The sequence below is a fragment of the Peribacillus muralis genome, assembly GCF_001439925.1.
Classification (GTDB): Bacteria; Bacillota; Bacilli; order Bacillales; family DSM-1321; genus Peribacillus; species Peribacillus muralis.
The window spans coordinates 36361-49870 of record NZ_LMBV01000005.1; the positions used below are offsets into that span (position 1 = coordinate 36361).

Here is a 13510-nt window from a genome sequence, read left to right on the forward strand (position 1 = left end):
TACGAAAAATGTTTTGCGGTCTAGACGCACACTTTCCCTATTGGTTCAATGTTTTCCTTGTCACGGCTGTTGGCATCATTCTTGCGAGTATATATTAATATGTTCTTAGAATAAGGGGAGGCGATCTTTAACATGAATATGGTCGGAATGGAAATAAAACATAAGGAATACCTGGGCGGTCGCAGGCACTATAATGAAATCGAGCTTTGGAAGGACGTCAAGGAGGAGCAGTGGAATGATTGGATTTGGCAATTGACCAATACGATCAAGACCTTGGATGATTTGAAAAAGGTCGTCAACCTGACACCGGATGAAGAGGAAGGAGTCAGGATTTCGACGCAAACGATTCCTCTGAATATAACACCTTATTATGCTTCTTTGATGAATCCTGATGATCCGCGCTGTCCGATTCGATTACAGTCCGTCCCGCTTTCGGCAGAAATGAATAAGACTCGGTATGATTTGGAGGATCCGCTGCATGAGGATGAGGATTCACCAGTTCCAGGGTTGACGCATCGTTATCCGGACAGGGTGCTATTCCTCGTTACGAATCAGTGCTCGATGTACTGCCGCTATTGCACGCGCCGTCGTTTTTCAGGTCAGGTCGGCATGGGCGTTCCAAAGAAGCAATTGGATGGGGCGATCGACTATATTAGAAATACACCGGAAGTGAGGGACGTGCTGATTTCCGGAGGAGACGGTTTGCTGATCAATGATAAAATCCTCGAATACGTATTGAGCAACTTACGGGCCATCCCGCATGTGGAGATCATTCGGATCGGCACGCGGGCTCCAGTCGTTTTTCCGCAACGGATCACCGAAAATTTATGCAATATTCTGAAGAAATACCATCCGATTTGGTTAAACACCCATTTCAATCATTCTCTGGAACTGACCGATGAAGCGAAGAAGGCCTGCGATATGCTGTCGATGGCTGGCGTCCCGCTTGGTAATCAGGCGGTCATCCTCGCAGGCATCAACGATAGTGTTCATATCATGAAAAAACTGATGCATGATTGTGTCATGGCAAGGGTTAGACCGTATTACATTTATCAATGTGATTTATCTGAAGGGATTGGCCATTTCCGGGCGCCGGTATCAAAAGGGCTGGAAATCATTGAAGCGTTGCGTGGCCATACATCGGGATATGCGGTGCCATCCTTTGTCGTAGATGCTCCTGGCGGCGGAGGGAAGATCGCTTTGACGCCGAATTACCTTCTATCTCAAAGCCCGGATAAGGTCGTGTTGCGGAACTTTGAAGGTGTCATCACGAGCTATCCGGAACCGAAGAATTATGTTTCCGGCAGTGCGGACGCATACTTTGATGAAGTATATGGTACCGACGAACGAAAACCAGCTGTGGGGATCTCTGCGCTCATGACAGACGAAAAATTCAATTTGGTACCCGAAGGCCTGCGCCGTCTTGATAAGAGAAAGGCGTATGAGAATGCGGCAGAGCATGCCTCATTGAAGGACCGACGCGATAAACGGGATGAAATGAAGGGAAAATTGCGGAAAGCCCAAGAAAAAAAGAATGAGATGGCCAAAAGTGCTTCGGTGAAAGTGGAAGGCAAGGAGGGATGAAGATGGATTGCTTATGGTGCAATGCCCCAAACGTTGAGGAAAGTGAAAAGAAGGATTGTTACTGGATCATGCCTGATGGAAAACGGTCGATAAAGATCCTCCAAATTCCAGCCATAAACTGTCCCGAATGTGGAATTTATGTGTCCGATTATATGAATCAGAAGGTGGATGAGGCATTGTCCATTCACGATCTGAGTGAATATCCTGAAAAATTTACCTATGATCAGCTTTTGCTGGCGCCTGTCAAGCAGCTATTCAATTGGAAATAAAATGGACGGGAGAAGTGGGTGAAGGGCATCCCTTCTCCCGGAACATGTAAGTAAGGAGGGTCAGAATGACTGTTCAAAAGCTGCCTTTCTTCACCAAAATGGAGACTGGAGATTGTTATGTAATGGAGCTCTATCATGATCATGTCAACCAGCGGCTGCGTCTAGATGATTATCGCGGACAGTTCCAAGCAGCGGTAAGCCGTGCACTTACCATCGCGAAGGAGCAAAGCTTCACGAAAGTGATCCTTAAAGCGAAACAGGAGGATGTATCTGCGGCTTTAGCTCATGGGTTCATGCTGGAAGGGATACTGAGCAAGTATTTTAAAGGGAATGACGCTTATTGTATGGCCTTCTATTTAACGGATGAAAGACGAACGAGCGACTTTTGGGTCAAAGAGGATAAAATCATCGAAGCTGCATGCAGGGTTCCTCGGGTGAAGGAAAAACAGCAAATTCCTGAGGGGTATGTGCTTCGATTTGCTACAGGGAAGGATGCACGCGAGCTGGCAAAACTTTATCGTACCGTTTTTGAAACCTACCCTACACCGATGAACGATGAGTACTATATCGATAAAGTGATTGAGGGAGGGACGATTTTCACCATCATCCAATATGAAGGTTCGATCGTGAGTGCAGCATCCGCAGAAGTGAATGAGACGTATCACAATGCTGAATTGACAGACTGTGCAACGCTTGCGCATCACCGGAAGCATGGCTTCATGAAGGTTCTCCTAACGGAATTGGAAGAAGAACTGATCAGGAAAAGCATTTTCTGCTCTTATTCATTGGCACGATCTTTATCCATGGGCATGAACGCCGTTTTTCACCAGCTGGGCTATGAATATGGCGGCAGGTTGACGAAGAATTGCAACATTTGGGATAAGTATGAAGACATGAATATATGGAACAAGGATTTATCTTCTTCAAATATAGCTTGCAAATAGATGTGTAAGCGAACGTGAAAGGAGAGCTGATATGAAACGGAATCATTTGATTAAGCCCATTCTGGACCAGCACTATCCCACCATTTCTCATGGGAATGGCGTATACCTTTATGATACGGATGGCAATCAGTATCTAGACGGCTCGTCTGGTGCGGTTACTGCGAGTATTGGCCATGGTGTTTCGGAGGTTGTAGAGGCGATGACGGAGCAGGGCGGCAAGGTTTCTTTTGCCTATCGCTCCCATTTTACGAGTGATGCCGCAGAGGCACTGGCAAAAAAACTAAGCGAATTGGCACCAGGGGATTTGAATTGGTCGTTTTTTGTGAATAGTGGCTCGGAGGCGACCGAAACGGCGATGAAAATCGCGATCCAACATTGGCAGGAAAAAGGATTTGAACGAAAAAACCGAATCATCTCCAGGTGGACGAGCTATCACGGAATTACGATGGGAGCCCTCTCGATGTCGGGTCATGTACAAAGAAGGAAACGGTTTGTTCCACTGTTGGAGGATTTTCCAAGCATATCCGCTCCGTACTGTTATCGCTGTCCGTATAATGCTGAAGCTTCCAGCTGCAAGCTGCAGTGTGCCAATGAGTTGGAGACAGCCATTCAAAGAATCGGCTCCGAGAATATCGCGGCCTTCATCGCCGAACCGATCATCGGGGCCTCTGCTGGTGCTGTAACCCCTCCTTTAGGATATTATCCAAGAATTAAGGAAATTTGCGAACGATACGACATTCTCTTCATCGCCGATGAGGTCATGACGGGAATGGGCAGGACAGGAAAAATGTTCGCGATGGAACATTGGGAGGTCATCCCGGATATCATCGCATTGGGTAAAGGAATGAGTGCCGGATATACCCCAATGGCAGCCACGATCATTAGCGACCGTGTCATGGAGCCGATTTTAACAGGCTCGAAGTCGATCATGGCCGGACACACATATAGTGCAAATCCACTATCTTCCGCCATTTCATTGGAAGTGCTTACCTACTTGGAGCGAAAGAATCTCGTTTTGGCAGCGAAGGAAAAAGGCGCGTATCTGCTGCAAAAATTGCAGATGCTCACTCGGAAATTCGAAATCATTGGGGATGTAAGAGGAAAGGGACTGCTCCTTGGACTTGAGTTCGTTTCGAACCGGATTTCAAAAACGCCATTCGACTTGCAAGCCGGCGTGACTGCAAGGCTGGTCGATAAGGCTTTTGCGAAGGGGTTGTTAATCTATCCTGCTGCAGGTGCGATTGAAGGAATTGCTGGCGATGCGGTTATTGTCTCACCGCCATTAATCATTACGAATGAAGAAATCGATTGCCTCGTCGAAATCCTCGAAGCCTCACTTGAAGAGTTGCAGCAGGAATTGCACGAAGAAGACTTGATCGAAAACATGCAGGCTATTTAGGAGGAAAGCTATGAAGCAGGGCATTTCGAAAAAAAACAAACTGGCGACAATGGAAGAAGCATTGGAGCATATAACCGATGGCTGCACGCTCATGTACGGAGGCTTTGGAGGAGTGGGCTCTCCGCCAACGCTCATTCAGGGCATCCTTGACAAGGGAGTCAAGGAAATGACCTTGATTGGCAATGATACTGGATTTCCTGATATCGGCATTGGCCGGCTTGTGACGGCAAAAAGAGCAAAGAAGGTCATCGCCTCGCATATCGGCTCCAATCCAAATGCCGGCAGTCTCATGACGGAAGGAAAGCTGCAGGTCGAATTTTCACCGCAAGGGACCTTGGCCGAACGGATTCGTGCCGGCGGTGTTGGGTTAGGCGGGATTTTTGTCGATGTTGGGATGAACACGATTGCCGAAGAAGGCAAGGAAAAGCTGATGATCTGCGGTAAGGAATATTTGGTGGAAACCGCCTTAACCTCGGAAGTTAGCATCGTCTATGCCAAAAAAGCAGATACGCAGGGGAATTTAGTGTATGACAAGACGGCACGTAACTTCAATCCGCTCGTGGCGATGGCTGGGTCCTTCACGATTGCGGAAGTCGAAGAAATCGTCCCGGCAGGAGAGCTGGACCCGGAGTGCATCGTCACGCCTGGCATTTTTGTAGATATGGTGATTCTGACAGAAGGGGTGAATTGGAAATGGGCATGGCAGTAGATGTACGCAATCGTATCGCCAAACGCGCAGCCAAGGAAATTGGTGATGGGTTGATCGTCAATTTAGGCATCGGCATCCCGACATTGGTCGCCGATCATATCCAAGACACTTTTCATGTATTGTTTCATGCGGAAAACGGAGTCCTCGGTACAGGTCCGATGCCTGATCCCGGTCAGGAGGATGCTGCTCTTTGTAACGCTGGAGGGTTCCCGATCACGACCGTGAGTGGACCTTCTTACTTTGACAGTGCAACCGCCTTTGGAATGATCCGGAAAGGGTATATCGACATTACGATACTCGGTGCCTTGGAGGTTAGTGAAACGGGAGATTTGGCCAACTGGATCGTTCCTGGCAAAAGGGTCCCGGGCATGGGCGGGGCGATGGAGCTTGCCCAAAAAGCGAAAAAGGTGATCGTCCTGATGAATCACGTGAATAAGCATGGCGAATCGAAAATCTTGAAAACTTGCACACTTCCATTAACCGCGAGACAAAGCGTCGATCTAATCATCACGGAGATGGCTGTCATGGAAGTTACGAACGAAGGATTGGTGCTGAAGGAGGTCATGGCTCCTTATACCGTAGCTGATGTGATTGCCAATACCGAGGCAACGCTAAAAATCCATGCTGCCGTCAGCATCATTGAATAAGATCAAACAGGAGGGAAAACCGTGACGGAAATAATAAAACGGATTAACCAATGGATTAAAGAACATCGTGAAGAAGGAACAAATTTATTGCAAAGAATGGTACAAGCCCCGAGTACGCAAGGCAATGAAGCTGGTGCACAGGCCATCGTCGCCGAAAAACTGAAGGAAATGGGCTTGCAGGTCGATATTTGGGAACCTGATGGCACTGAACTGAAAAAGCATGACTATTTTTATTCTCCACGCAGTGAATTTTCCAACAGTCCTAATGTGGTCGGAATCATGAAAGGAACGGGAGGCGGCCGGTCCATTATCTTGAACGGTCACATCGATGTCGTTCCGGACGGTGATCGCAATCAATGGGATGACGATCCATATAGTGGGGCAATCAAGGATGGGAAAATGTTTGGACGCGGCGTAACCGATATGAAAGGGGGCAATGTATCCCTCATCCTTGCCATGCAGGCATTGAAGGAAAGCGGCCTTCAATTGAAAGGAGATGTCATCTTTCAAAGTGTCATCGAAGAAGAAAGCGGCGGTGCCGGCACGCTAGCGGCCGTCCTGAGAGGATATAGTGCCGATGCTGCCCTCATCCCTGAACCGACAAATATGAAGATTTTTCCGAAACAGCAAGGCTCGATGTGGTTCCGGATCTCTGTGAAAGGACGCTCAGCTCACGGCGGAACAAGATATGAAGGCGTCAGTGCCATTGAAAAAAGCATGATTGTCATCAATAATATCCGCACTCTTGAAGAAAAACGAAATGCACGAATCACGGATCCGCTTTATCAATATACACCCATTCCAATTCCCATCAATCTAGGTGTCATCGAAGGCGGTAACTGGCCTTCGTCCGTTCCCGACCTTGTCAAGATCGAAGGGAGGATGGGCGTTGCACCGGAGGAAACGATGGAGCAGGCAAAGCAAGAAATGGTTGACTGGCTATTGCAGCTGAAAGAAAGAGACGACTGGTTCAAACAACATCCACCCGTCTTGGAATGGTTCGGGGCACGCTGGGTTCCCGGAGCCATCGATGCAGAGCATGAACTGATGAATGCGCTCATCCACCAATACAGACAAGTGGCTGGACAGGACCCTGTCATTGAAGCCTCCCCATGGGGAACGGATGGTGGCTTGCTAACACACGTCGGTCAAACACCCGCCATCGTTTTCGGACCAGGAATAACCGAAGTTGCCCACTATCCAAATGAATACATCCTGCTCGACAACGTCTTCGCCACAGCAGAAATCATTGCCCTAACCCTCATTCAATGGTGCGGCTTGGAAGTCGGGCAAGAAAAAACCAATCAGGAACAGATGGCAAATAGACAATAATGGTAGCCTGCCGCAGTGGCAGGCTACTTCACTTTAATCGCCGAAATTTCGTTTATCATCAGCGAAAATCGGATTATATCTCCGGAAACAGAAATATATCAACGAAGCCCTCATTGATATCTCATTTTCACTTTTTAGGAATACCGATGATGAATAATTGGCGAATATGCACAGTATGATGGAATGTGGATGATATTACTGAAGAGGAAAGGAAACGGATGATGCAAACGAAAGAAGCTTATCGCGGTACTGGAATGGGAATTATTTTCATGGCATTCTTCGGGACGATGTGGGCAGGTGTCGGTGTAATGGGACTACAAGGATGGGGGTTTCCATACGTGGAACTCATCGCCATGTTAGTTGGACTCATATTGGTTATTGGAGGCCTTTCATTCATATTTGCGGCACAAAAAATGCCCAATCAGGCTTCGGCGCATTTGAAACGCATCCACTTCTGGTTTAACATCGTCTTCATCGCTGAAGCTTTGCTGATTTGGGCGGCCATTGCCATCTGTAACGCCACCGATCAAGCCGAGCTTATCCCCGGCATCATCGCCATTATCGTCGGCATTCATTTTTTACCTCTGGCAGCACTTTTTAAAATCAAGCTATATTATGTAACGGGAGTGATGATCTGCTTAGTGGCACTTCTCACATTGCTGCTAGATCCAAACACCGTCTTGCTTGGAAATCACCAAATCACGTCAAAATTATCTCTGCTCGGCTTTGGCTGCGCACTGATCCTGTGGACCACTGGAATTACATTATGGCTTCGTGTAAAGAATGGCAAGGGATTGGATGTAAACCGTTCTCTTTAAGGTTCGTCCAATCCTGCTTCTTCGGAGTTCCAACAAGACAAAGAATTTTCATGCAAATGGCATCTTCTTTGCGGCTTGCCTGTATATAAGCTAGTTCATATGATTGTATTCAGTTATAAGTAACTTCTTCATCCAGAAAAAGAATGTAGCTTTTCCTTGTCCATATTATGAAAAGCGTATATAGCATTAATCCCTTTAAATGGTTCGCCGTTCTTTGTGAAAAGGGCACTTCCATTTGGAATCGCATATACTTTTCGTTCTGTAGAAAGCGGAAGTAATTCTCCATCTATCTTATCTTCGTAATGAACTTCAACGCTAAACGGAACTAATGCCAAGCCATCGACCACCATCGTATCTGGATAGTCTTTGTCTTTCGTCATTTTGCAATCGGTACAGAAGGCTAACGAACCGGCACTATATCCAATGATTAAACGTTCAAAGTTTTTCAGGGGCGGGATAAGTCCTTTGTTTTTCAATGCAGTGATCAATTTTTCGGGCCTGCCGCCAATAAAATAAAGAGCATCATGTTCGTTTATAGCTTGGTTCATTTCCGCTTCAGAAAGATTTTCGTTCAATAAGTTAACACTTACATGCTCCATGATGGAAAAAGCTTGCTTGATGGTTGCCAGCCAACTTTCATATCTGGAATTGTCGGTAGCGAATGGGATTATTAAAATCTTAGCATAGGGCTTCATCATGTTTGAAAGTTCCACGTACACGTCATCTAATTCACCATTCGCGTGATTGCCGATGTGTATCGCCTCCAGTTGTTAAAACACATTTAATTCCTCATCCAAGTTAAAAGCCTGATGACTTGAAATGGTTCATTCCAGACCAGAAAGAAGCCAAAAAGAAAAAATGCCGCTGCAATTAATTCGCGAGTAAAAGCGGAAAACTCACGAATAAAACGCCGAAACTCACGAATAAAGCACCGAAACTCACGAATAAAACGCCGAAATTCGCGAATAAAGCACCGAAACTCACGAATAAACGCCGAAATTAACGAGTAAAAGCGCCAAACTCGCGAGTAAAGAGCCCGAAATCGCGAGTAAAGCACCGAAACTCACGAATAAGCACCGAAACTCAAGAGTAAAAGCGCCAAACTGACGAATAAAATCACAAAACCATTTTATATCGTAGCAAAAGCCCTCTGCTAGGGGGCTTTTTTGTCGTCGGGAGAGGATTCGTTTATGTAAAGAGCGCTTTTGCGGCCTGTATGGCAAAGTAGACGCCGATTCCTATGAGCGATATGCCGGATATGACGGATATGCTAACAAGAATGGGTTTGGATAGGAATCGTCTGAAGCTGCTGGAGATGATGGCCATGGTGGTATCCCAGACTAAGAGGCCGAGAAGGATGCCTGAACTGTATAGAAGGATGTGGTGAAAATCGTATTTAGTTGTGGTGTTTGCAAGAATCGATCCGTAAATACCGAGCCAAAACAAAATGGATAAAGGATTCGAAAGTGCCATGATGAATCCTGATGCAAAAGAAGAAAAGTGGGATTCCTGCGCATTCCGTGCGTTCACTTCTATCTTACCTGCACTAAGGATGCTTTCGAAGCCGGTGTAGGTCAGGACGAAAAAGCCAAAAAGCCATAAAAATGTCTGTATGAAGGAGTTTTCCAAAAAGTTGATCACTCCGTAGTAGACAAGGACTAAATAGACGGCATCCGCTAACATGGCACCCCAGCCGAAAATCCAGGCGTGCCAAAATCCTTTCTTGATTCCCTTGTCCAATTGACCGGCATTGATGGGGCCGATAGGAGCCGCTAGGGATAGACCCAGTAATACGTAGCTAAAAAAAACACCCAATATCTCATCACCTCATCATAAAAGCATCTGTTTAATTGAATGTATTCAGACAAAAGGACTTGTACCACCTTTTTAGCCCTTTTTTTGAGGTGAAATAGTAATCATAGGCCGGTTTGAAGCTTAAAGACGTACTAATGTAAATTTCTCAAATGGAAAGACGCCGATTTTAATGGCATGCGTTATTCAAAGCGGACTTGGAGGATCATTATGTCTGAATTATCGATTCCGTATAAATACGAAGCAATTCAAAAAAAAGAACGGTTTTTCGTTTTAAGGCCAAAGGGGTATTTTTGGCTGTAGCGGTACTGAATAAATCTCTCTGCGCTTTAACATAATAAATGAAGACGATAATGCAAAGTTCCATATTGGTTACCTTTTATGCAACAAGTTGCTTTTATAATGGTTGAGGAGTGTAAGTATGGAGGGTCATGAGAAAAATAATGTCAGCGTATGGTGCTTGATCAGCATGGCATCAATCCCATTAGTTATGACACTTGGAAATTCAATGCTTATCCCCGTATTGCCCATTTTTGAGGAGAAGGTGGGGATTTCTTCTTTTCAGTCAAGCATGGTCATTACAAGTTATTCCGTAGCCTCGATTTTTTTAATCCCTATAGCAGGATACCTATCCGATCGATTTGGACGAAAAATGGTCATCCTGCCCAGCTTGGTCCTGGCCTTGATTGGCGGATTGATAGCGGGATATGCTTCGTGGAAGATCCATGATCCTTATACTTGGATCATCATTGGTAGGGTCTTGCAGGGGATTGGGGCTGCAGGTGCCTCGCCAATCATCCTGCCTTTAGTGGGGGATCTATACAAGGATGATGATGAAAAAACGAGTGCATGCTTGGGTATCATCGAAACTTCGAATACTTTTGGAAAAGTGCTGAGCCCCATCTTGGGTTCCCTTTTTGCCGCATTTATATGGTTTTTACCGTTCTTCTCGATTTCCTTCTTCAGTTTAATATCAATTGTTTTAGTTTTTTTCTTTATTAAGGTGCCAAAGGAAAAGGAAGAACCAAAGAAACTAAAGGAATTTTGGCATGATACGAAACAAATCTTCAAGAAGGAGGGAAAATGGCTGTATACCGTTTTTCTGATTGGGGTGTTTGTGATGTTGGTTTTGTTCGGCGTCCTTTTCTTTTTGTCGGACAACCTGGAGAAAATACATGATTTACATGGAGTCAAGAAAGGCTTTGTAATAGCGATTCCACTGTTTTTTCTTTGTGTATCCGCCTATATTGCCGGGAAGAAGATCAAAGGTGAATTGCCGATCATGAAAAAAATCATCATGATCAGTTTAACGGTCCTGTCGATCAGCTTGGTCTTTGTCGGATTTACAAAGGAAAGGGTCTTCCTGCTCCTGCTCGTGACGAGCCTGGTTGGTGTCGCAATTGGTGCGTTGTTACCGACGCTCGATGCAATCATCACCCAAAATATTGAAAAGGAACAGAGAGGAACCATAACCTCTTTTTATATGTCCTCAAGGTTCATCGGTGTTGCAGCAGGTCCTCCAGTCATGTCGCTAGTCATGAAAGATTACCTTAATATGAGCTATATCATTTCTGGAGTCATGGGCATTTGCATCGTATTGATCGTGATGAAATTCATTAGTTCGGATAAAAAAGAAGCTGCTTCCTAATATAAAAAATCCTTTGAAAAAGCCGGGCTTTTCCCACGGCTTTTTTTGTTTGTAACTCGCGATATTTTTTTTGCATGTGGTTATAGGCTGGAGGTTGTCACATAAAATGTACAAGTCTTGAACTACCTCGAAGGAGTGATGTTTATTGAGTGTACATTTACTGCTGAGTTACTTTTTCTTGGGACTTACACTTGCAGCACCAATCGGTCCGGTGAACTCTGCTCGTATCGATAAAGGAATCAAGAATGGGTTTTGGCACGCCTGGATCGTTGGGGCAGGGTCGATGATCGCAGATGCTTTGTTCATGATTTTGGTGTATGTAGGTATGGTGCGGTTTTTGGAAATTCCGATCGTTCAGATATTTCTTTGGCTTTTTGGAGGATTTGTGCTTATTTATTCTGGAGTCGAAAGTGTATTACGAGTTCATACGATATCTGTAAATCAATACAGGAATAAAGATTCTTTAATTTCCTGTTTTTTAACGGGGTTCATCATGTCCGTGACCAGCCCATTGTCCATTTTATTTTGGTTGGGGATATATGGATCTGTTTTAGCAAAAACGGCTTCAAGTTATGGGACATCCCAACTTCTCATCTATAGCGGGATGATTTTTCTAGGTCTTACTTGCTGGGATTTTTTTGTTGCGGCATTAACGAATGGATTTCGCAGGTTCTTAAATGAAAAAAGCGTAATGGCCATTTCGATCATCTCTGGATTATCATTGGTCGGCTTTGGGGTTTATTTTGCTTATCAAGGCATTTCTGCCATCCTATCTTAAAGGAGAATGCTTCAGTTTATACATAGGGTATTTGAAAACTTCTTCCTTGCATAATTCATTGTGGCATTATCAACACTATGAATGATGGAAGGGGGTAATGTCATGACAACAAAAGCCAATTGCAGCTCGGCGAAAGGGAAGGCTGGTCAAGATTCCAATGCATCGGGTGAACAACAGGGCGATATGAAATGGTGGCAGCTATCATTGGTCGGTGTAGGCTGTACGATCGGGACAGGGTATTTCCTCGGATCGACTATAGGAATTAAAACGACGGGGCCATCCATTGTATTTTCATTTCTATTGGCTGCAGTGGGTACCTATATCGTTTATAATCTGCTTGCCAAGATGACGGCTGCCGATCCTCAAGAAGGTTCTTTTTGTTATTATGCCAATAAAGCATTTGGACGATGGGCGGGCTTTAGCTGTGGCTGGAATTATTGGTCCTCCAATATATTGATCATGGGAAGCCAGCTTACTGCGCTTTCGCTATTATCTCAATTTTGGTTTCCGAAAGTACCGCTGTGGCTTTTTGCATCTGGTTTCGCTATTGTTTCCATCGTAGTGGTACTGTTGGGAACAAAAGGGTTTGACAGGGTGGAAAACATCCTTGCGGTAATTAAGACAGCAGCAATCGTAATGTTTATCATTATAGCAATATGTGCTATTGTGGGCTGGTTTGGTCTTGACGGAGAAAAACCGCCATCCTTCCCGAATACGTACAATGAATTATTTCCAAAAGGGCTAAAAGGGTTTTGGACATCACTTATCTATGCTTTTTATGCGTTTGGCGGCATTGAGGTGATTGGACTTATGGCGATGCAACTTAAAAAGAAAGAAGATGCGCCAAAGGCAGGAACGATCATGCTCTTGGTTCTTACCATCATATATGTGGTTTCATTGGGGTTAGCCGTAACCATGATTTCGTTAGGGGCATTCAGTGTAAAAGAAAGTCCATTCGTTTCGGCATTGGAAAGTTATCACCTGACATTTTTCCCGCACGTTTTTAATGGTGCGATCATCATTGCCGGTTTTTCGACGATGACCGCTTCCCTATTTGGTGTAACCAATCTATTGGTAACGCTCTCCAATGACGGGAACGCACCTTCATTATTCATGCAAAAGATCAAAAAATTCAAGGACCTTCCACTGCCTTCGCTGGGTCTTGGAGCCTTGGGACTCTTAGGATCAATCATCACTGCCTTGCTCCTGCCAGGCAAGATTTATGAATACATTACGACATCTGCTGGAATATTGCTTTTGTATAACTGGGCATTCATCATTCTTTCTTCATTCAAAATCTTGGAAAATAAGATGTGGAGTAAGATTACGGCCGTTTTCGGGCTTCTTTTAATTTTAGCGGCGGTCAGTGGCACTCTGCTTGAAAAAGAAATACGTCCCGGGTTCTTCATAAGCCTATTATTCGTAGTGATCATAGGACTTGCAGCCATTTTCATGAAGCTTAAAGTTTGGAACAAAAACAAGGCGATGGCAGCAAAAGCGAGTAAATCAGAACTTGATTAAAAAAAGGAATTCGGCTTATACAAAGTCGAGTTCCTTTTTGTGCTTTGAA

General features: G+C 45.0%; 13 protein-coding genes. 11 read left to right on the top strand and 2 right to left on the bottom strand.

Going from position 1 to position 13510, the window contains the following annotated elements; genetic code table 11:
- The first annotated feature begins 147 nt into the window (after positions 1 to 147).
- The 8 genes from kamA to ASU00_RS08690 all read left to right on the top strand — a co-directional run bounded on the left by kamA (position 148) and on the right by ASU00_RS08690 (position 7702).
- Positions 148 to 1584: a lysine 2,3-aminomutase gene (gene kamA, locus ASU00_RS08655; RefSeq protein ID WP_057913281.1), complete on the top strand. Its 1437-nt coding sequence runs from the start codon at positions 148 to 150 to the stop codon at positions 1582 to 1584.
- Between the two features lie 2 nt (positions 1585 to 1586).
- Positions 1587 to 1853 (top strand): YokU family protein, encoded by a 267-nt coding sequence (locus tag ASU00_RS08660; protein ID WP_057913065.1) that lies wholly within the window; start codon positions 1587 to 1589, stop codon positions 1851 to 1853.
- Between the two features lie 65 nt (positions 1854 to 1918).
- The gene (ablB, locus tag ASU00_RS08665) at positions 1919 to 2797 is read left to right on the top strand and encodes a putative beta-lysine N-acetyltransferase (RefSeq protein ID WP_082630214.1); all 879 of its coding nucleotides are present in this window, start codon (positions 1919 to 1921) and stop codon (positions 2795 to 2797) included.
- A gap of 31 nt (positions 2798 to 2828) precedes the next feature.
- Complete coding sequence (locus ASU00_RS08670; RefSeq protein ID WP_057913066.1) at positions 2829 to 4196, top strand: aspartate aminotransferase family protein; 1368 nt, start codon at positions 2829 to 2831, stop codon at positions 4194 to 4196.
- Between the two features lie 10 nt (positions 4197 to 4206).
- Positions 4207 to 4905, top strand: coding sequence for a CoA transferase subunit A (locus ASU00_RS08675; protein ID WP_057913067.1), 699 nt, complete (start codon positions 4207 to 4209; stop codon positions 4903 to 4905).
- Positions 4890 to 5552 carry a 3-oxoacid CoA-transferase subunit B gene (locus ASU00_RS08680; protein WP_057913068.1) on the top strand — a complete coding sequence of 221 codons (663 nt, stop codon included), beginning with the start codon at positions 4890 to 4892 and terminating at the stop codon, positions 5550 to 5552. Before ASU00_RS08675 ends, ASU00_RS08680 begins: the two co-directional genes overlap by 16 nt.
- Before the next feature lie 21 nt (positions 5553 to 5573).
- Positions 5574 to 6884 carry a peptidase gene (locus ASU00_RS08685; RefSeq protein ID WP_057913069.1) on the top strand — a complete coding sequence of 437 codons (1311 nt, stop codon included), beginning with the start codon at positions 5574 to 5576 and terminating at the stop codon, positions 6882 to 6884.
- A gap of 218 nt (positions 6885 to 7102) precedes the next feature.
- Complete coding sequence (locus ASU00_RS08690; protein ID WP_057913070.1) at positions 7103 to 7702, top strand: DUF7010 family protein; 600 nt, start codon at positions 7103 to 7105, stop codon at positions 7700 to 7702.
- A gap of 128 nt (positions 7703 to 7830) precedes the next feature.
- Here the strand turns inward: ASU00_RS08690 and ASU00_RS08695 are convergent, their stop codons facing one another.
- Both ASU00_RS08695 and ASU00_RS08700 read right to left on the bottom strand, forming a co-directional pair.
- The gene (locus ASU00_RS08695) at positions 7831 to 8469 is read right to left on the bottom strand and encodes a Type 1 glutamine amidotransferase-like domain-containing protein (protein ID WP_330219530.1); all 639 of its coding nucleotides are present in this window, start codon (positions 8467 to 8469) and stop codon (positions 7831 to 7833) included.
- A 421-nt stretch (positions 8470 to 8890) separates the two neighbouring features.
- On the bottom strand, positions 8891 to 9517 hold the full coding sequence (locus ASU00_RS08700) for a LysE family transporter (RefSeq protein ID WP_057913072.1): 627 nt from the start codon (positions 9515 to 9517) through the stop codon (positions 8891 to 8893).
- 418 nt (positions 9518 to 9935) lie between these two features.
- Between ASU00_RS08700 and ASU00_RS08705 the strand changes: the two genes are divergently transcribed.
- From ASU00_RS08705 to ASU00_RS08715, 3 genes are all read left to right on the top strand, one after another.
- The gene (locus tag ASU00_RS08705) at positions 9936 to 11162 is read left to right on the top strand and encodes an MFS transporter (protein WP_057913073.1); all 1227 of its coding nucleotides are present in this window, start codon (positions 9936 to 9938) and stop codon (positions 11160 to 11162) included.
- Between the two features lie 145 nt (positions 11163 to 11307).
- Positions 11308 to 11940, top strand: coding sequence for a LysE family transporter (locus tag ASU00_RS08710; RefSeq protein WP_057913074.1), 633 nt, complete (start codon positions 11308 to 11310; stop codon positions 11938 to 11940).
- Between the two features lie 183 nt (positions 11941 to 12123).
- Complete coding sequence (locus tag ASU00_RS08715) at positions 12124 to 13461, top strand: amino acid permease (RefSeq protein WP_236712689.1); 1338 nt, start codon at positions 12124 to 12126, stop codon at positions 13459 to 13461.
- Positions 13462 to 13510 lie beyond the last annotated feature (49 nt).